Raw genomic sequence first — 19,520 nt, 5'->3', positions numbered from 1 at the left:
CAAAATATACAATATGGTGGTAGAAGATAACTTTAATTAAATCAATTACCATTTGTACTTAATGGCTGATTCATCGAATGATAGCAAATACAATGAGGAAAGCATGATCACATGATAAGAAATCATCATAACCTTTAGGCTCTCAGACAAAAGAGATGGCGTGATTTTCACTCACACCATCTCTACATATTGAGCTTCTGTATTGTCGTAAGAATTCTTTTATCACGTTGTGTCTAACTAAAGCGATTTCAACTCTGTCCACCGTATCATTTTTTCTTACGTTCATTTCGAATTTATTTGTTTTATCAAGCTATATCATCTGCTCCGACTGATTTAGCTGGGATACTTTTAAACTGGTAATGGAGCAAGAGCAGAAATAAGGTTCTTTTCCACGAGTTCTTTCCAAAATTCAGCTGGTATGGACGTTTTTAAACCAGCTATATCATTTTTTATTCTTTCCGGTCTCGTTGATCCAGGAATAACAGCTGCTACAGCCGGATGAGCTGCTGAAAACTGTAAAGCTGCTGCTTTTAAGGTAGTGTCGTATTTAGCTGCCACTTTCTCGAGTTGCTTAATTTGATCGGCAACCTCTGGTGGAATGTGATCATAATTATAGGAATGACCGCCTAAAAGAGCTCCAGAACTGTATGGCGCACCAACAACTATCCCGACATCTTTTGCCTCTGCCATTGGCATCACGCGTTCAAGTGCCATTTCATGATCAAGCAAGGTATACTGGGTAGCTGACAGGCAGATATCTGGTCTCGCCTCTTCAAGTCCTAATAATAACTCTATCGGTTCAGTTGTATTGACGCCTATGCCCCACCCTTTAATAACCCCCTCACCTTTTAGATCTGACAGTACTTTAAAAGCTCCATTACTCGCTTCGTCAAATTTGCTTATCCATTCATCCCCATAAAAATCTGGTGAAATATCATGAACAAATACGACATCTAATTTATCCGTCTTTAAGCGTTTCATACTATCTTCAATTGAGCGCAATGTCCCGTCGACCGTATAATCAGAGATAATTTTATTGTTTCGTCCATCCTTAAAAATCCCCTCTTTTTGCTCTGTTTCATCTGAAATAAGACGCCCTACTTTTGTACTTATAATATAATCTTCTCGCTTGTGTTCCTTTAAGCCTTCCCCTAGTCTTAATTCAGCTAATCCTGCTCCATAAAAAGGAGCGGTATCAAAATAACGAATGCCAGAATTCCAAGCCGATTCGATCGTTTCCATCGCCTCTTCTTCTGAGACATCGCGAAACAAATTACCAAGCGGAGCGGTACCTATACCAATTTTCTCGCGAACTTTTCCACTCAAAAAGTCCATCCAAAATCCCTCCTAGAAATAATTAGTATTTGTATACCTGTTTTCACAAATACTTAAACGGATTTCCTTCATCCTTTTCTGAAGTTTTTATGGTGAGAAAAGTTTAATACTAGCGAATGACCACTAAGAATAATGCCTAGATACATCTTCTTTAACAGGAATTCCCTTTACGCTATTAAAGCACTTGTTGCTTTATTTGCAGCCTATCGTTTTGAATGGAACGTTAACTTTGGAACAAAGACCGTTTTAAACGTGCCAAGTTTGCCGAAGTTAACCAACTATGCAATGTATTTTTAAATTAAGATAAACTACGTGTTTCTTTTCTCCCACGAATAAAGAATAAACTTATATAGAAGAAATAGAACAAACATACCTAAAAAGCTCACTGTAAAACCACCCAATATCCGTTTAATATCCATCCCAACCCTTAAGAAAACAGTGATTACTGATAGAACACCTGTCAACAACGGGACTAAAATCAAAAAGTAAAGTTGTTCTCTTTTGCTCATTGAAACAGGATACGTAATTGGAATACCTTTAGATGCTAAAGCAAAAAAATGCACTAGCGATGCAACAAACCATACTAAAAAGAAGTCAAGTGTTTCCATTAACGTTTGATTCAAGACAAACCATCGATACAATAACACTATAAATATACCAAACCAAAAAATTGAATAACCAATACTTTTTGCTACTTTAACCTCAGAATTCACTCTCTCATCAGTTTTCATTTCCATCCTCCTCTAGCCAAAATAATTGATCAAGCGACTTATTGAGAACTTTGCTTAACTTAAGTCCTAAAGAAATAGTCGGGTTATATTTTTCTTTTTCGATCAGACCAATGGTTTGCCTTGTTACCCCCACTTGTTCAGCAAGTTCTTCTTGTGTGAGCTTTTTTTCGTTACGACTTAATTTAATGCTGTTCTTAATTATACTAATCACCCCATTTTTACCGAATGCAACATATATGTTCCATTACATTGTAATATATATTTTGCATTCATTCAAGAAAAAAATATTAAAAGTCAAAAAATATTCACCACTTATAATTTGTATTCGTTACGTCGTTCACCATTAAAGTTCGCTATCGGTTCAGCAAACCACCTTTTGTAACCCTATTCGCCTGCCTCTCATATCTTTTCCAACACGTACATGTTGTTTTCGTCCTTCTCCACTGCTTGGTCGTTGCGTGACGCGTTTATTTTGAGGCGAACGTTTTATGAACAATCTTTTGTGATCAACCATTCCATTAGCGTATCTCTTGTCACGCCATAGCCTTTATGATAGTATTGTATCGTATTTCGATATCGATTAAAGATATATAACTCGTTCAACATCGATAGTACCGGTGATGAAAGATAAGTACAAAATTAAAGAAATTGGAGCTCAATTAAAGGGAGAGGATCATAATTTTTTTATTTGAAGAAGTTAAATATAAGGATATTCTTAATATTGAACATTTAAGTATTAAAAAAAATAACACCACTTGTATTGTTGGTGAGAGTGGTAGCGGAAAAACGACATTATTACGCCTTTTAAATAAACTCATTAGCTATGATCATGGAGAGATTTTTTATCATGACCAACCTTTAAGCCAGATAGACTCTGTAAAATTGAGAAGATATGTGACCATGCTACCGCAAACCCCTGCTATCTTTCATGGTAGTATAAAAGATAATCTGCTAATCGGACTGAAGTTTGCTGAAAAACCACTTGCCTCCGATAATCAGCTTTGTGACGCACTAAAAAGAGTAAAGTTAAATAAAGCACTTAGTCAAGATGCTGAAAAGTTATCTGGTGGGGAAAAACAAAGAGTTGCTTTAGCTAGAGTTGTCCTTAGCAATCCTGAAGTGCTATTGCTTGATGAGCCTTCTTCTGCTCTCGATGAAGATACGGAGCATATCATTATTGAGGAGCTAGTGAACTATAGCCAAAAACGTGGTAAAACCTTAATTATGGCTACTCATTCTAAAAAAATAGCCAATCAATTTTCTGATCAAATGATTGAGATAAAAGATGGCAAGATAATCTAAAGAAGGGAGGTTTAAACGTTGGACAGTGTAATAGAACTTCAATTATGGCAAATGGCTGCTGCTTATATTTTTGTTGTTGCTTTATTGTTTATTGTAAGAATCCGGGGCATCTCAAGAGAAAAGGAAATTCTCATTTCTTCTACAAGAATGACCGTTCAACTTATATTAGTAGGTTATATCCTTGACTATCTATTTAATAATATTAACCCTCTAAATACAATTGGAGTCATCGTTGTTATGGAGGTGTTTGCTATTCATAATATATATAAACGAACGAAGGGAACGCTTTCTAAACCACTTAAAAAAATTATTGCTCTATCTATGATGTTTGGAACATTATCAAGCCTCATTTATTTCCTACTTGCTGTCATCCACATCTCGCCTTGGTATGATCCGAGATATTTCATCCCGATCGCAGGGATGTTGATTGGTAATTCTATGACGGGCATTTCACTTGGCGTAACGAGGCTTGTAGATGATATGTATGCTGAAAGACACCTTATTGAATCAGCATTGATGCTTGGTGCAACCCCTAAAATGGCTACAAAGCAAATAGTAGATAATGCTTTCGATTCGGCAATCCTACCAACCATCAACTCTATGGTAGGAATGGGGATCATATTCTTACCAGGAATGATGACTGGGCAAATTTTATCTGGTATATCTCCTGTTACTGCTGTTTCATATCAGATAGCAATCATGCTTGGCATTCTTGGCAGTGTTGCCATCACGGTCATATTATTTGTCCAATTAGGCTATAAAACTTTTTTTAATGAAGAAAAGCAATTGGTTGTTAACGAATAGGATGTGTGTCTTTACTTGCTTTATTGAAGGTTCTGTTAAAGTTCATTGTTGAGATTTATAGAAAAAACGGAACTTCATAAAACTGGAAGTTCCGCTTGGTTTTATTGTCTTATTGAACTAACACTTACCCGTTAGCATAAAGTGTATTAATTCACGTACATAGAAAATGATAAAAACCTTAAACCCACATAGTTTCTTTATGAAAGACAAGGTTGCTATTGAATATATTTTCAATTACTCCAGATAGCTCCATAGGAAAATTAACTTTATCCTCCCTATTTACAAACCAGATGCCCTTTATTTTACCCATTTCTTTCATAGAAGGGACACCACTAACGGACTCTGCAAAGTAGAAGTATCCCTTCCAATGAGTATCTCCGAAATAAAAATCTCCTTGGTAAACCTCTGTAAGGTTATGAACACTTAACCCTACTTCTTCTTGTATTTCCCGTTTTGCACAGTCCAAAGGTGTTTCTCCTAATTCCTGTTTCCCTCCTGGAAAATTCCAAGTATTTTTCCTATCTTGTACTACCAAAATATTATCGTCCTCATCTTTTATTAGTACACGAGTAAATACTTTTTGCATATAACCACCCTTTTCAAAATCAAGTTCACGCCAAAAAGACTCTCTTTCGTGGACTATACTTCCGTTTCGTGATACCAGTTTGTTGCTTTGTACGGTTCTTGTTATACTATTCTCCCCCGTTAGTTGAATAAAGAAATAGCCTTTATACAGTAAACTTAGATAATCTAATTGTATCATAAGTTTATATATTTGGAATTAAATTCCCTTTTATTATCATATCGTTCATTGTAACTTCATTTCGTTGATGATGAATGCTCTCTAACACTTGAAACCACGCAAGATAATTGTTCAGATACTTGGTCGTCACGCCGTTAAAGCGTTGTATCCAACCTTTCAGTCTTCGGTGGTAGTTGTTGACGTTCTGGATGTGATATAGACCCTTGGTGCGAATTTTACCGTCAGACTTAAAGTAATGTTCAAAAATTTTTTTCAGTTTAATAGCATTTAATATAGGTATTGAATGGTGGACTATTCTTCATTAAATCTACCTACTTCATCCTCAGTGAACGTGCTCCTGAGTTCATTCCCTCTAACCAACATGACACATTACAGAATCAAAAAGTTTACCTGGGCAAAAGAGCCAGGTAAACTTTTTTCAGTGCTAGCATTATTATTGTATCCATCTAGCATAACACCATAGTTAAATGACCTATACTAATTTACTCCTGTCTAGATAAACATGGATCATATCGATATCATGGCTACGTCCAAAGATTTTTCGACTTGTATCAGCGTCTAACATGTATCCATCATACACCTTCTCATTACCAGCGACATCATACACAGCCAGCTTTTCTTGATCACTTAAGATGTACGTGATTGGGACAGTAAGGGCGGTAAATCCTAACGTATCTTTTGCTAGCTTAATCAACGTTGTTGCCTTTGGATTTAGACGTTTCGCTAACGGCCATTGATGTTCTGACGTTAAGAACTCCGATTTAGGTATAAGCACAGGATTGAACTGCAGGCGACCATTTGTTACTTTCACACCTAATTCACCGAAGCGTGACAGAATATCTTCTTTTACTTGGCCAGTCATTCCTGGTTGTTGCACACCAGCAAAGCTAGGTGTATGAGAATATGCTTCAGTAGGGAAAGCACCATACGCGACAGGTGTTTTTTCCGCACCAATACCAGCTTTAATATCATGATAGTAAGTCATGAGTGTCTTTGCATCTTCAGTCATACCTTCTGCGCTGTAAACAGCATTAAAGTTCTCTTCAGTCGCGAGAAGAAGTTTCGATACCATGTGCCAATACACGCTACCCAAGCCTTCATACTTATAAAATGTACCTGAGCGACCCGTAAAGGCATGGTGGTTAAACAGTTCTGTAAACAAATCTTCTACAACTTGAATATCTGCTGCATTATAACAACCTAAATCCAGTAGAGCTGCTCTAATCTCTTCACCATTTCTAAAACGACCATTAAAATGATAGCGACCAAAAACATCTTGTTCAATGATACGTGTATGTTTATTTTTAAGTTCCTCCTGTAAAATAACCGACGTTTTAATATCTGATGCTGGAATGATATTCTTCTCTAAGAACTTCGGTAACTTACGGTTAGGATACAACATGTAACTGTTTTGATCTTCACGATAGATAGCGCTGTCTCTTAGCGATGCCAATACATGGATTGCTTCTTTTTTGTCTAATGCTTTCGAGCTTAGAACAGCCACTTGCCCTTCTAACATTTCATAGAGATAAGATACTTGACAGCTTTCCCCATTAAATCGAATTAGGTTATATGCATGATACAAACCGTCTTCACGTTTATTCTTTTTAATCGTGTCTTTCAAGTGCTTCATCGATAGATCAATAAATGATCGTAATGACACAACCGGTAAATCTACTTTCTCACCACTAAAGCCGTCATCATAAACCGTTTGACGATAAGATTCTCCGATTTCACCTAATGCTTTTACAATCATAAATCGTGTCTCATCAGAAATTGGCTGGCCTAGGTCAGCTTCATGTGCACTTAGAACTTCTAGCGTTGCATCAAACTTACGTTTCACTTCAGCAGAAATCTTAATTGCATCTGTCGTAATTTCTTTAACAAGGTGATCCATATAGACTTGAAAACGGTGCATGTAATACAGTGTTACCATTGATAATCCGTTACCTACAAGTGCGTTATTCGCATCGTTCCATTCTGGCCGCTGAGTATTCATCCAAATACCGCCTTCTGGTACATAATTAGAAAATTTAGCAAGTAATGTGACTAACAGTTTTTCCATCAGATTAACGCGATACACTGTATCATGACAAAACACTAGTTTCCCATCAGAGCCTAATGATGCCGTTCTTTCCTTAATCATCTGTTCTTTCTCGTCGTCATAGACAATACTGTTTCTCGGATCTTTGACTAGATCACTGAATCCTTTAATACGATAAGGTACATGCGCATAAGCATAAATATCATTTTCTAACAAGGTGTGGAGTTTCTCTGGATTATACGCTTTAGATAACTCAAGTAACTTCAAAAGGTAGATGATTTGATGATCTCCCCAGTAACCAATATTTGACCACGGATCATCTGGATCAAGCGTTTCCCAATCAATACCGTCTTTAGTAATACGGTACGGGTTATAACCATCCGCCGTCGAGGCATTGACGAATTTCGCAATAATACTTTCCGTGAATGCAGGATACGAAATGGATAGCGCTTCCCAGTTTTGGAAGATATCACGCCAGTTCCCTTCAAAGTTCAATGCTTTTGAACCATCTTCTTTTGTGACTTCAATATTAAACTTATTCCACGGCCGGCTTGGATCGCCATGTCGACGACTAAATGTTAGTGGCAAGTATTCAAATGCTAAACGCTCTAAGTCAGGGTTGTTTCGGTCTTTCGCTAAGCTGAGCAAATCATTGTAATGTAATGTATCAGGTAAGCTCATTAATAATGGCTGCTCATTATTATAAACAGCTTTATTCCAATGTGAGACAAACGCGATAAAGTCTGATTTGTCAATCATATAACCATCAGCATAAATACCTCCACGCATAATGTTGTACAATGTATTTGAGAAATGGCGATAGCTCACTTTTTCATTTGCAGTAAACTGATAGCCATCAGCATTAAAGACAAGTTGTCTTAAGTTCTCTCCACCAAGCGCCACATCTTGTTCGACCGCCTCAATGATATGATCATTTTCAGTAAGGTCCTTTATCAGTTCTTCTACTCCGAAAGCGCTTTTGTTAACGTCAGCAATAATATACCATTTTTTTTGTTCTTGTTTTTTTAAGTGTACTGTATCCATTACATAGTAGGCGCCTCGACGTCCTTTCACATCCGTTTCCTTTTGAACAGACCTGTTTTGTGTAAACGCTTTAATTTGTTGTTCAGATAAGAGGTACTTAGGATTTTGAAGTCCGCGTGACCATACAGTCGTTGCTTTTAGTGATTCGCTCGGTTCTGCTCTATCGGTTAAAATTGAACTCATTGTATAAATACCTAAACCAACATCCTCTACGAGTTCACAACGTTTATATCCATCCACTAATGTACTTTGTGTTGACTGATGAACAGTGGTCACACCGTAGGGCAAAATGTTTCGAATACCATCTAACAGTTGAACAACGACTGGATGATCTGTCATATTCACAAGTGATGATTCTTTAACAAATCCATAATCGTCACTTGTTTTTAATGTGTAGCTAAATCTTACTCCTAGATCATCATTAATTTCTTCAAAGATGATTTTATCACCTGTCGCGTTCTTGTAAAGGTTTCGTGTGATCTGATATACCTCACTCATTTGCTGTGAAAATGGTTTCCAAAGATAGTCTTTTTCCCCTTTCGTGACAACTAGTATTGTATCTGGTCCCGTCGTTTCAATACTATCATGAATTTTATCATCTGTGACATACGGAAATAATGCTGCTTCTGCATTCTTTCGACCGGCTGTTAACCCTCCTGTACTTGATACAAATAGCCAATGATCTGTATCACTGACGACGGTCATAAAAAATGGTGCCATATCATTATAGTTCACCATTTTAAAATAGGTTTCATTATTAAGTTCAACCTTTTCTAACGAAACCGCTTTCGTTTTTTGGTGTAAAAAATTTTTCCCTAAATATAAATCACGTAAAGTCTCCATAAGCATTTCCTTTCTATCATTAAATTTACTTGCTTTTATCACTCCGTTTATGAACGGATAATACCTAAGGCTGTGACTAAATAATAAGTCATTCATTAATGTCCTAGTGACTCATGTGAAAAGCGATTTCTTGTGTAATAAACGCTTGTTGTATCGTCATTTCCCATTGTTTAAAACGCTATCACAGCAATAAAACGAACCTTCAAATTAATAGATTTTTTCCTCTTTTCCCATCGAATTGGTCGTTGAGTGAAATAGGACATTAGCGCCTATTATCTCCCACCTAATAAATGCGGTCTACACTCTATTTGAGGGAAGCGCTTTACAATTAGTGACCATTATAAAAAACCGCTTTCGTAAAAGGTGAATCTTTTTACATTGTAAACGATTTATTATGATAATGCACCTCTTTTTTTCCGAAAGCGATAGAAAATTTAATAACAAGATCTTTCCCGTTTCATCTATCCCATTTTTTTAGCCTAGAAAACAACCGCATGTTACACTTAGATTCGTTTTGTCATTGACCTGTTCGTTGATAAAACTGATAGCAACGTTTCCATTTTTTTATCTCACCTGGCGCTAAAGTAATATCAATAAAGACTTCAGGACTAATAACATGGGCACGTCCCCATAAAGCCATCTTTTCTGGTTCAAAAAACACTTGTTCTTTCACCCCAGCACGTACCGTCTTGTGATAAAGATCCCAGTTATACCCTACACGAATCTTATCCATATCAATATGAGCATAGAAATCGCCATCCGGTACAACTGGCCACGTTAATTGATTGTTTGATACGTCAATTTTGCCAACTGTTACATCTAGACTACGCATATTTGGCAACGTGAGTTTATAATCTTTGTCTACTTTATGGCTATTAATTCCAATAAAGTTATGAGCATATTCGTTAGTTTTGAAACCAATTTCACCAGTGTTTGTCAGTATATAACTAATCACTAGATGGTTGTTATCAAGTGCAATTTCTTTCACTAAATGATAGCCATAACCACTTGGACTTTCTGCGCTTGTGTCAAATGTCACGGTCTGATCTTTATTATTTACTTTAACATCAGCTGGTGCCACATCGTAGTTATAAAAAAAATCATACGCTGTCTCTTCTGCTTTTGTTAGTAGACCAACACCGATCTTCAGAAACTGTTCGCCTGGTTTTACCGCATCATAGCCTAACGGTGCATCAATCCCAAACTCATTGCTTAGCCCAATGCCCCCTGTACCAGCTCCCGATTCTAAACGTTCTGGCACACAATAGGTCACCGTTCCGTCTAACGTAACTTGGGTAATAAACCCAGTCCAATCAAATCTTGAACCACTATACACATCCCCAGGTGCTGCTACTTCAACTTTTAAACGATTATTCTCTAGTACATACATAACTAACGCTCCCTTTCGTTAGAACATATATTTTTGTTTTCATCTTCTAATTAAAACGCTTAAAACACACCAACAACTAGCCCAAAGCAATCGTTTTGCAATACTTTCTCTTTCATATATCAACCCCTTTTCTTAGTATCCATTGTTTGAATGTTTTGGTTGAGACAAATTTTTTATCACAGATAACCATCCATAAAACACCCAGCTCAAATAGAGAACAAACGTAAACCTAGTTAAATGATGGTTATCATGGACGCTAATGTCCTGATTCACTCAACGACCCATTCATGGGAAAAGAATGAAACCGCCCACGGATTGAAAGTTCAGTTTATAACATGTAATTAAATACTTAAAGGGCTAACTAATGTTTTACAGGTAATAAGTGCTAATGTCAATATGTCAGGCGCATATATTTTTTAACTTTCCTAGGGTACATTTTTTGTTAAAGAATCATTAAACAGATATCTATTCATCTTCATTACGTCCATTTTTCTCATCACAATCATTCTTTCATTCATTCTTAAATTCAACAAAATGTGAAAGTTATCTCCAGTTAATGCTAAACATATCTTACACTTCCTTTTATTAGCCTAAATTCAAAAAAGCCGACTCCGATCATTGATCCAAGTCAGCCAGCAAATCTTTTATTATTCTATTGTATAGGAGTTAGGGTTGAATTTTTTCTAATTAAATCTTTAATCCAATACTTCCTTAACCCTACCAACAAGTCCACCCTCAAGCATCACTTTAATACCATGCGGATGTGTAGCAGAGTTGGTGAGGATTTTTAAGACCACACCTTCCGTTAACGCCCCAGAGCGTTGATCTTGTTTTTGAACAACTTTGACCTTCTTGCCCTGTCTTATATTATTTCGTATCGTTCCATCCATGATGATTACCTTCTTTCTTTAACTTTTATATAGGTTCACTACGCACTCCACGTGACTCGAGTTGATGGCATTGATGTTAGAAGTTGATTTTCACCCCCGACGTATAAGGAAACAAGTCCACTCTAATACCTAATCATTTTCAGGGTATTAATGCATGTTATGGTGTATCTTTGAAATGTATTTCAATCCCTCAAAGCCAATGGCAGACGCATGATCATTGCATAATCCTATTAAACTAGGTAAAGGCAACCTACAGTTTGTCAAAACTACCACACCAAATTTATCCTCGGGATGTATACCTAGAAAACTATTAAATCCGCCAGTTGAACCATTGTGGGAATGAAGTTCCCCTATCCCTTCATGTCTTGTTATCATCCACCCCAGCCCAACATCTAAGTGTTTGGAAACTGTTCGATTAGTTTTATGGCCTATTTCACATCTAGAATAAAAAGGATGCCCTTGAAGGTTTCCCTTGGCAAATTTCAGCATATCTTTAATGTTGGCATCGATGGCTCCAGCGGCCTCTATGGAATTCAATTCCCATCTGTCTAACTCCCTATTTCTTTTCATGGCTCCTGGTGCCAAAATAGTGCCTTCTTCCGGTCGGGTTATCCATAGATTTTTTATTCCCAAAGGTTTGCAAATCTCATCTTTAACTAGTTCTCCATAGGTTTTTCCTGATATTTCTTCTAAAACTTGCCCAATAATACTAAATCCCAAGTTCGAGTATTGAAAGCTACTCTTAGAATTAACCGGCTTCCTATAGTTATTCAAATAGTCCATAAGTCTTTCTTTGTTGACATGCTGATAGGGATTCAATTTATCATACTTCCCCAGTAGTGCTTTTGGTGCTGAAGGCAATCCCGCATGATGGGTCAGCAAATCTTCCACTTTCATCTCTCTAATTTTGCTATGGGCATCTAACTGAAGGTATTCTCCAACATACCCTTTTAAATCCATTTTTCCATCATAATGGAAAGCCGATGACAATGTTGCTGTAAATAATTTAGTAACTGAGCCAATCTGAAAGCTCACAATTTCTGGACTGTTTAAGCCAAAATCACCATAGGACACCACTGTTTCCAAGTCCTCATAAAACCATCCAACTACAGCCTGTGTGCCTGACTTTTTAGATAACTTTTTTCGCATTAGTTCTTTAAAGTTTTGGTTTACTGCTTCTATCACTTTGTACCCTCCTTCAAATATTTTTATGCATATTAAATAAGAAAGAGCCAGCCTATGTAGTTCATCATCATATAAAGGTCTCTTACTTGCTCTTCCCTTCACGGTTATGCACACAGATATCCACTGTCTTCTCCATTTATACTACTTGTTCTCCGTCCTATTGATACTGAACAAGACAGAGTGCGGACTCTTGTCATAAGCGGGCTTCGTATACTTGGAAAAAAGTTCCTGCATTTCCTTTTGGAACAGTTCTTCATCTTCGTCGGACAAGTACAGCATAAAGTCAAGCAACAGGTGTAGCCTTTTTACCTCTTGAATTCCAGTCTGTTCTTCCTTCATGACCTGGTGTAAAGAGCTAATAAAATCATCACGAAATGTATTAAAAGTATTATGAAGAAGGCGTAGTTTTTCTTTAGTGAAAACGTCATCTGTTTCATTAATAAAGTCCTCATCTAAGATAAAAGAGTCGACCGCAGCCTCATAATATCGAGCAGTAATTCCATTAATCAACTTTGTGTGACTTTGTTTAACCACTCCTATTTTTTCTAGTTTTTTTAAATGGAAATGCGCAGAGGCAGGTTTAATGCCTAAACGATCACCAATATCTTTTCCATGCAGGGGAACGCCCTCTAAATGTAGTAGTTTAAAGATGCGTTGTCGCTGAGGTGACGACATAATTTGCACATCCTCTTCTGACGATACTATCAATACCCTGCTACCTTCATGCACAACTATTCTACTCTTTTCAGTAGCTTTTCTGTTTTCTGACATATAAACACCTCCTTCGCATCACACCTTATCCCAGCCTAACCCTATTTTTTTTCGACTAAATCTCATTTTTTACCACTAATGCTGTGCCGTTGTGAAAAATCTAATAACGTCTAAAAGAGCAGGGGATGCCTTTAGAAGTGGAGATGAGGAGCTGTAGAATTGCTCGAATGACCAACCCTGCCTCAAAATATAGTTCTTCTCCACACCCTAATCGTTATATTTTTTTTAACGTTATATATAATTTAACATGAACCCATTTCTCTTTCAAATATTATTTCTACAATTATTTCCTTTTCTTATCAAGTACTGTAGCTTTCACTTCAACCTCAGCACCCGGCTTAAACTCAACTGCAAGGTTATCTTCAAAAACCGTCACTTTCTCAATGACCCTTCTTACCAGCTGTTCATCATATTTTTCCAATTCTCCCGGTTGTTCATCTCAATAAGGCGGTGCCTTTTTCCTTCACGCTCTGCATTTTCAACCAGGGCACTTTGCTTCTACAACTGATGCCTTTAGAGCCTCTCCATTGATGATTGGGAAAGAGCAGACGGAACCTCTTTCTTCAAGGTAGCTGACGTATTACCAGACAATGGGTCTGCAGCCTCGATTGTTCCAGTGCGCTCTTTTTTGACAACATCTATCCTATCTCCTAAACCTATACGCTATCTATTCTGTCAACTCAACCTTATCTGCTTTTAGTCTCAATATTTGCACAAAAATAAACCCTCGATATGTTCCCACAGACACATATCAAGGGTTTATTCAAATTGACAGATTTACTTTCATTTCATAAAACTTAGTAATTTCAATGCTTCTCGGGCTTTACAGTTTAGACATCAATACTACCGTCTCAACGTGATTTGTCCCAGGGAACATATCAACTGGGATCATTTTTTCCGCGCGATAGCCCTTTTTGGCTAAACTCTCCAAGTCTCGTGCCAGCGTAACCGGATTACAGGAAATATAGACAACTTTGTTTGGCTTTATCGACGCTAAAGCATGAATAAACTTTTCTGTACTACCCGATCTTGGTGGATCCATCAAAACCGCATCGACGGATTGTTTTTTGCGAGACATCTCGAGCATAAAGTCGCTGGCATCAGCTTGATGGAAGTAAACATTTTTCACTTGATTTCGCTTCGCATTGTTAATCGCATCCTTTACCGCCGCTTGGTTAAGCTCAACACCAATGACTTGTTTAACCCTATCACTAGCAATTAAGCCAATCGTACCAATGCCGCAGTAGGCATCGATAATCGTTTCGTTCCCTTTGAAATTGGCAAGATCAAGTGCTGTTTGATAGAGCACCTCTGTCTGAACTGGGTTAACTTGATAAAATGATTTTGGTGATAAGCGAAATACTTTACCACACAAGGTATCTTCGATAAACCCTTTTCCATAAAGCACTTGTTCACGATCCCCCAGCACCATGCTTGTTTTCTTGTTGTTAACATTCATCACCACAGTTGTAATTTCAGGGTGTTTTTCTAGTAAAGCTTTGATAAAATTCTTCCGTGAGGGGAAAACAGGTGAGCCAAGGACAAGGACGACCATGATTTGTCCACTTTGAAATCCCGTACGAACTAAAACATGGCGTAATAAGCCTGTTCGATTATCCTCATTATAAGGCCTCATTTTAAATGAGCGAAGCATCTTTCTAATTGAAACGACAATTTCGTCAGCGCGCTGATCCTCGATTAGGCAACTATCAATTGGAACGACTTGATGCGAACCTGCTTGATACTTGCCTGAGATCACGTGCCCTTTCCGATTCATTGCAAAGGTCGTGTGAATTTTATTCCGGTAATAATAGGGATTGTTCATCCCTAGAATCGGTTCCACTTTACCAAACTTACTTAACAGCTTGTTAACCTGATTTTGTTTCTTCTCTAATTGTTTCTGATAGGAAAGCTGTTGGATTTGGCAGCCCCCACAGACTTCAACAACAGGACAATCTATTTTGGGTACTTGTGTGTTCATTTGCTTTTGCATAATAACCCTTTCTTAAGTGGACATTGACGTATTCGTTTGCGATTGGTTTAAGTAATCAATCAGCGGCACAATATATTCTCGCTTAGAATGATCATGGGATTGCGTAATCGCTTGACTCGTTCCGTCCTCAATTTCTGACTTATTTTTTTTGAGTGCTAATACTTTACTGAAAGTTTTCATCACTAGTTTATCAAAGAAGGGCATCTTCTCATAATTTAATCCGCTTTGAAAATAAAAGAAGACAACAGCTTGACGCTCATTTTCTAAAAAATTGTTCTGTTTAATAGCTGTAACTATTTTCTCATCATACGGAGCAGCACCAGTTGCGAAGATTACAATCTTATCATCAACTAAATTTAAGACATGCTTTTTGAATGTCTTTAATCCTTGAATATGTCCGGCATGGATACCAGCACCATAAATAATCTTTGTATATGGCTCAAGATCAACTTGACTGAGTTGATCCAAACGCACGATGTCACAAGTTATCGATTCCTTAATCCAATTTACATATTTTTCAGTAAAGCCTGTACGTGATTGGTAAACAATTAGTATTGAAGCCATCTTACCACACTCCTCTATAATGTTTAAAATGGATAGAGTAAGTCGAATGGTTTTGTCGATGCACAGATGTAGGATTGACGAGTCACTCTAGTTCTTGCGTTAATAAACGGTACATATGCTTTAAATTAAATAAAATCGCTGCTCTTAGCTCTTGCTTGTTCATTTTCACGGCACGTCCACTGAGCCACTGACAGATTTCACCATGCATATAGCTGTGCAGTACATGCGTGATTCTCGTTATGTCTTCATCAGTAAGTTGCTCATCAGCTGCTTGAGCTAATAACGTTGCCAGGCCGATCGATGGTTGGGTTAAAATGCTGCTAATGTCTTCTGGTGGCTCACCATCAACTGCTTCAAGCCATATCAATCGATACCAGCCAGGATGATCAAGAGAAAAGCATACAATCTCATCAAGTGCTGCAAACAAACGATCTTGATCCTTATGCTCTGAAGCAATTCTTACCTCGACAGTTTGAATCATAGTTAACAGGACTTGACTAATCCCGACCCAAATGAGTTCAGTGAAACTGCTAAAATAGTTATAAATATTGGTGTGGGCACACCCCATTTCCTTTGCAATTCCTCTTAGGTTTACCTCTTTAATGCCTTCATTTTCTTCGACCTTGTCAAGCAGTGTTTTCACGATTCGTTCCTTACTTACCACTTTCCTAGCTACAGCCAATTTCTCACCACCTTATTACCACTGGTCATATAATAGCAAAAAAACATGCGCTTGTCATTACCCTTTTACGATTTTACTTAATTAGTGAGAGGAAAAATAAAACGAAACGATTACTATCTTTAGGGAACCGTACATTCTAGAAATCCACACTTTAACAGCTACTCCTGTCCTTATTACTTTGCCATACCGGACATACTATAACGCATAGAGTTGCTCTTAAGAGGCAGGAGGGTGGAACAAAATGACAGAAGAGAATAAAAGTTATCAAATGACGGAAGGATTAGCTAAGCAATTATTGAATAAAAGTAATATTTATTTGACTGAGGAGGGACGCAAGATTCTTGAAAAGATGGCAAACAAAAAAGAACGATAGCCTATTAAGACCACCTCATTCATGCTAATAGATAAAGAGGGGTAAGTGAATCTTTTTAAGAGGCGTTTAAAAGAAGCGACCAGAAGCAGATTTGTATAGAAGCGGCTTCTGGCCTTTTTCATGATTCAAGGATGTAGTCAGTGAGCATTATAGCACATCCGATAATGAACGACGATCCTACACACTTAGCAATGGGCTTATCTGCATAAATCAGGCTAACGATCACCTTGAAGCGCGGTTAATTTCAATCGCCCATAAGGATTTCTTTTTAATATGACAAACCCTATGATAAGCGCACTTGATTCCACAAATATGATCGTCAGCCATATGCCATTTTGACCAAATAATAATGGCAATGTAGATAAGCCAATAAAAGCTGCAATTAAGCTTCGATACAAGGCAATACCTGCTGAACGCAAAGGATCATTAATAGCCGTATAATAAGTGACAATGCTTATGTTTACACAAAGAAAAAGGAAAGAAATCGCATAGTATTTTAAAATGTCAGCAGCCAAGTTAATCGTGTCTGTATCGGTCAGAAAAACACTGGCCAACTCAGTGCTAAAGATTAAAGAAGTGACTGCTAAGCTTACACCCAAAAGAAAGCTTACCTGCAAACTCAAATTTCTAATTTGCTTTACCCGATTGTATTGCTTGGCGCCGAAATTATAGCTAAGCGCTACCTGGCCACCTTCAGCAATTCCATAGCCTATTGAAGAAGCAATGGCCGCAATCTGCAGCGCAACTGAAAAAGCAGCCACTCCATCACCACCTAGCCTGTTCATCACGATATAATTAAACACCACTCCCGTTACCGCTGTTGCCATGTTCGTTAAAAACTCAGATGAACCATTGTAACATATGCCTCTAATCTCAGAAAATGAATAGCGCGGTTTTTTAAATGTCCAGCTTGTCTTGTGTATAATAAACAGCAAGAAAATGATAGCTGGCAATGCCTGCGAAATGCCGGTTGCCAGAGCAGCTCCTTTAATTCCCAACCCTAATTTTGCAACGAAGAAATAATCCAGCATAATATTCGTTAATGTGCCGCTTAACATAATTATCACCGTTGCAACAGGCTTACCATCAAGCTTAAGAAAAAAACTAAAAGCAAAGCTGAGCAAAAAGAACGGGATAAACAAAGAAATATAGCGTGCATATGTTATTGTATTGGAAAGCACCTCTCCTTCTGCACCTATTACATTGGCAAGCGTAGGGATTATTGTATAAATAAGAAAACCCCCCACTACCCCGGACATTAAAAGTAACCGTGTGGTCACATTAAAATAGTTATTGCTCTTATTATGATTTCCTGCTCCTTTTTCGATCCCGGCTAGTGTCGTGCCACCAATAGCAATCATTGTCCCCACGCCAATTAAAAAAAGAATTAACGGCATGATTAAGGTAATGGCTGCCAACCCATCAGCTCCAACATAGCGCCCAACAAAAAACGAGTCAATAAACCCTGCCGTACTTTGTACGATCATCATAAGTATTGAAGGGATCGCATAGGTCCAGAATATTTGGTGTATACTTGTTTTCCCTAAATCTAATCTTGTTTGTTCTTTCATCATTCTCACCTCTTTATGAATTAGTTGAATGCAAGCTCAACAATTGATATGATAAACCTTAAACCAAGTTCAAGGTCAAGGAGGTATTGACGAAGTGAGAACTTTTTTGACAATAGGTGAAGTCGCTACGCTCTTAAACCTATCTACTTCGAAGATCAGATTTTATGAGAAAAAAGGGCTTCTAAAGCCTCATCTCATTGATGATAACGGCTACAGACTATACGCATATGAAGAGCTTGATACTCTTGAAATGATTACTGTATTCAGGAAGATGAATCTTTCAATCCATGAGATTAAAGATATTCTTGATCAAAAAAATACGTATAATTTTAATAGCATACTAGACAAAGTAGAACAACAAGCTAACGAGGAAATAACGCAATTAAAACAAACATTGCGATTTATCAATAAGTTGAGAAGCCATTTTACCCGATTTAACACAGATGAAGAAAGTGTAAGCTTTTTTCCCAAACGCATCCTATATGTTATAGACGACAAAATCAATATAGAAAAGCATGAAAGGGAACTTTATGCGTTCGTCCAGCAGCATGGGTTACACTATTATGATAATAGCTATCTATTGTTTACGATTCTCGACCAACCTCAGCATATAAGCTGTCTATTCGACCAGGTAAACAACAAAAAGATATCACAATTACCTACCTACGAATTAGAAGCTGGCTGTTATGTCTGTCTGAATTTTGTTATCGACAGCTATGATGAGGTAAATGAGCTTCAGCAAATCGCGATTGGGAGATGTAAAGATAAGGGGTATGAGCCAGTGGGAGCATGCGTCATCGTAGAAGACTTTACCACTTTTTTATTTTCAAAAACAAAAATTCACTTGACTTTGCAGGTAAGGGTTAACACAAATAATGGCAAATACTTTAGCGGTTAATGATTGCATGACATTCATCTCTGTGCAATGCTAAGGTGTAGAGAAATCAAGATCGCCTGGGAAGGCTTTATGGTGGAGTTAAACAGTGCAGTCGGTACACTTGAACATGAAAAGAAGGAAGAACGTCTAGAGGCATTAATCGCTCAACTTTCACAATATCCGGAGGCTTTAGGCGATTATCGGGAAAAATTAAAAGAAAAGGAGATAGACACACCAGGCTTTCGACCGATGGGGAGTGCAGAAGGAACAATGCGCGTGTTCGCTAAGCGGCTCAAAAACGGGCGCAGTTGGAGTAAAATAGGACTTGATAAATTCGTAGCTATCATGGTCGCTCTAA

General features: G+C 37.6%; 18 protein-coding genes and 2 pseudogenes. 5 read left to right on the top strand and 15 right to left on the bottom strand.

The features are described from left to right. Positions 1-348: 348 nt before the first annotated feature. The 3 genes from B494_RS0108950 to B494_RS0108940 form a co-directional block, all read right to left on the bottom strand. A complete protein-coding gene (locus tag B494_RS0108950) occupies positions 349-1,335 on the bottom strand; it encodes an aldo/keto reductase (protein ID WP_017472056.1) in 987 nt (328 codons plus the stop codon). A 308-nt stretch (positions 1,336-1,643) separates the two neighbouring features. Continuing rightward, entirely contained in the window at positions 1,644-2,066 is a 423-nt protein-coding gene (locus B494_RS0108945; RefSeq protein ID WP_017472055.1) for a hypothetical protein, read from the bottom strand. Continuing rightward, a complete protein-coding gene (locus B494_RS0108940; RefSeq protein WP_026065205.1) occupies positions 2,056-2,265 on the bottom strand; it encodes a helix-turn-helix transcriptional regulator in 210 nt (69 codons plus the stop codon). Before B494_RS0108940 ends, B494_RS0108945 begins: the two co-directional genes overlap by 11 nt. Positions 2,266-2,744: 479 nt before the next feature. On the opposite strand from B494_RS0108940, the gene B494_RS0108935 reads away from it, so the two are divergent. Continuing rightward, positions 2,745-3,368, top strand: coding sequence for an ABC transporter ATP-binding protein (locus B494_RS0108935; protein WP_026065204.1), 624 nt, complete (start codon positions 2,745-2,747; stop codon positions 3,366-3,368). Between the two features lie 18 nt (positions 3,369-3,386). Then, positions 3,387-4,172: an ABC transporter permease gene (locus B494_RS0108930; RefSeq protein WP_017472052.1), complete on the top strand. Its 786-nt coding sequence runs from the start codon at positions 3,387-3,389 to the stop codon at positions 4,170-4,172. A 178-nt stretch (positions 4,173-4,350) separates the two neighbouring features. On the opposite strand, the gene B494_RS0108925 is transcribed toward B494_RS0108930, so the two are convergent. The 11 genes and pseudogenes from B494_RS0108925 to B494_RS0108880 all read right to left on the bottom strand — a co-directional run bounded on the left by B494_RS0108925 (position 4,351) and on the right by B494_RS0108880 (position 16,341). After that, positions 4,351-4,758 (bottom strand): NUDIX hydrolase, encoded by a 408-nt coding sequence (locus B494_RS0108925; RefSeq protein WP_026065203.1) that lies wholly within the window; start codon positions 4,756-4,758, stop codon positions 4,351-4,353. Positions 4,759-4,939: 181 nt separating this feature from the next. Continuing rightward, positions 4,940-5,170: pseudogene (locus tag B494_RS20515) on the bottom strand (IS1595 family transposase); the annotation flags it as partial. A gap of 237 nt (positions 5,171-5,407) precedes the next feature. Continuing rightward, positions 5,408-8,866, bottom strand: coding sequence for a hypothetical protein (locus B494_RS0108920; RefSeq protein ID WP_017472050.1), 3,459 nt, complete (start codon positions 8,864-8,866; stop codon positions 5,408-5,410). Between the two features lie 517 nt (positions 8,867-9,383). Then, the gene (locus B494_RS0108915) at positions 9,384-10,256 is read right to left on the bottom strand and encodes a hypothetical protein (protein ID WP_017472049.1); all 873 of its coding nucleotides are present in this window, start codon (positions 10,254-10,256) and stop codon (positions 9,384-9,386) included. Positions 10,257-10,951: 695 nt separating this feature from the next. Next, positions 10,952-11,146 (bottom strand): YwbE family protein, encoded by a 195-nt coding sequence (locus B494_RS0108910; protein WP_017472048.1) that lies wholly within the window; start codon positions 11,144-11,146, stop codon positions 10,952-10,954. 147 nt (positions 11,147-11,293) lie between these two features. Next, entirely contained in the window at positions 11,294-12,331 is a 1,038-nt protein-coding gene (locus B494_RS0108905) for a serine hydrolase domain-containing protein (RefSeq protein ID WP_017472047.1), read from the bottom strand. Between the two features lie 141 nt (positions 12,332-12,472). Beyond that, on the bottom strand, positions 12,473-13,102 hold the full coding sequence (locus tag B494_RS0108900; RefSeq protein WP_017472046.1) for a winged helix-turn-helix domain-containing protein: 630 nt from the start codon (positions 13,100-13,102) through the stop codon (positions 12,473-12,475). Positions 13,103-13,385: 283 nt separating this feature from the next. Next, entirely contained in the window at positions 13,386-13,523 is a 138-nt protein-coding gene (locus B494_RS21340) for a hypothetical protein (protein WP_017472045.1), read from the bottom strand. Between the two features lie 402 nt (positions 13,524-13,925). Beyond that, positions 13,926-15,095: a 23S rRNA (uracil(1939)-C(5))-methyltransferase RlmD gene (rlmD, locus tag B494_RS0108890; protein WP_017472044.1), complete on the bottom strand. Its 1,170-nt coding sequence runs from the start codon at positions 15,093-15,095 to the stop codon at positions 13,926-13,928. Positions 15,096-15,107: 12 nt separating this feature from the next. Beyond that, positions 15,108-15,659, bottom strand: a complete 552-nt coding sequence (locus tag B494_RS0108885; protein ID WP_017472043.1) for a flavodoxin domain-containing protein — start codon at positions 15,657-15,659, stop codon at positions 15,108-15,110. Positions 15,660-15,741: 82 nt separating this feature from the next. Further along, positions 15,742-16,341, bottom strand: coding sequence for a TetR/AcrR family transcriptional regulator (locus B494_RS0108880; RefSeq protein ID WP_017472042.1), 600 nt, complete (start codon positions 16,339-16,341; stop codon positions 15,742-15,744). A gap of 241 nt (positions 16,342-16,582) precedes the next feature. Here B494_RS0108880 and B494_RS21580 point away from each other — a divergent pair, with 241 nt between their 5' ends. After that, positions 16,583-16,714 (top strand): hypothetical protein, encoded by a 132-nt coding sequence (locus B494_RS21580; protein ID WP_017472041.1) that lies wholly within the window; start codon positions 16,583-16,585, stop codon positions 16,712-16,714. Positions 16,715-16,929: 215 nt separating this feature from the next. Here B494_RS21580 and B494_RS0108870 read toward each other — a convergent pair whose 3' ends face one another. Then, positions 16,930-18,285 carry an MATE family efflux transporter gene (locus tag B494_RS0108870; RefSeq protein WP_017472040.1) on the bottom strand — a complete coding sequence of 452 codons (1,356 nt, stop codon included), beginning with the start codon at positions 18,283-18,285 and terminating at the stop codon, positions 16,930-16,932. 94 nt (positions 18,286-18,379) lie between these two features. On the opposite strand from B494_RS0108870, the gene B494_RS0108865 reads away from it, so the two are divergent. Continuing rightward, a complete protein-coding gene (locus B494_RS0108865; protein ID WP_017472039.1) occupies positions 18,380-19,183 on the top strand; it encodes a MerR family transcriptional regulator in 804 nt (267 codons plus the stop codon). A gap of 60 nt (positions 19,184-19,243) precedes the next feature. Beyond that, positions 19,244-19,487 (top strand): annotated as a pseudogene (locus tag B494_RS0108860) (UPF0236 family transposase-like protein); the annotation flags it as partial. Positions 19,488-19,520 lie beyond the last annotated feature (33 nt).

It is taken from the genome of Amphibacillus jilinensis Y1 (genome assembly GCF_000306965.1).
Lineage (GTDB): Bacteria > Bacillota > Bacilli > Bacillales > Amphibacillaceae > Amphibacillus_C > Amphibacillus_C jilinensis.
Note: the sequence above shows the minus strand (reverse complement) of the source record. Positions and strands in the feature narration are given on the sequence as shown.

What these genes read in the sequence shown, in the direction of transcription:
- B494_RS0108950 (WP_017472056.1), bottom strand. Translation starts at nt 1,335, where the DNA reads ATGGACTTTTTGAGTGGAAAAGTTCGCGAGAAAATTGGTATAGGTACC.
- B494_RS0108945 (WP_017472055.1), bottom strand. Translation starts at nt 2,066, where the DNA reads ATGAAAACTGATGAGAGAGTGAATTCTGAGGTTAAAGTAGCAAAAAGT.
- B494_RS0108925 (WP_026065203.1), bottom strand. Translation starts at nt 4,758, where the DNA reads ATGCAAAAAGTATTTACTCGTGTACTAATAAAAGATGAGGACGATAAT.
- B494_RS0108920 (WP_017472050.1), bottom strand. Translation starts at nt 8,866, where the DNA reads ATGGAGACTTTACGTGATTTATATTTAGGGAAAAATTTTTTACACCAA.
- B494_RS0108915 (WP_017472049.1), bottom strand. Translation starts at nt 10,256, where the DNA reads ATGTATGTACTAGAGAATAATCGTTTAAAAGTTGAAGTAGCAGCACCT.
- B494_RS0108910 (WP_017472048.1), bottom strand. Translation starts at nt 11,146, where the DNA reads ATGGATGGAACGATACGAAATAATATAAGACAGGGCAAGAAGGTCAAA.
- B494_RS0108900 (WP_017472046.1), bottom strand. Translation starts at nt 13,102, where the DNA reads ATGTCAGAAAACAGAAAAGCTACTGAAAAGAGTAGAATAGTTGTGCAT.
- rlmD (WP_017472044.1), bottom strand. Translation starts at nt 15,095, where the DNA reads ATGCAAAAGCAAATGAACACACAAGTACCCAAAATAGATTGTCCTGTT.
- B494_RS0108885 (WP_017472043.1), bottom strand. Translation starts at nt 15,659, where the DNA reads ATGGCTTCAATACTAATTGTTTACCAATCACGTACAGGCTTTACTGAA.
- B494_RS21580 (WP_017472041.1), top strand. Translation starts at nt 16,583, where the DNA reads ATGACAGAAGAGAATAAAAGTTATCAAATGACGGAAGGATTAGCTAAG.
- B494_RS0108870 (WP_017472040.1), bottom strand. Translation starts at nt 18,285, where the DNA reads ATGAAAGAACAAACAAGATTAGATTTAGGGAAAACAAGTATACACCAA.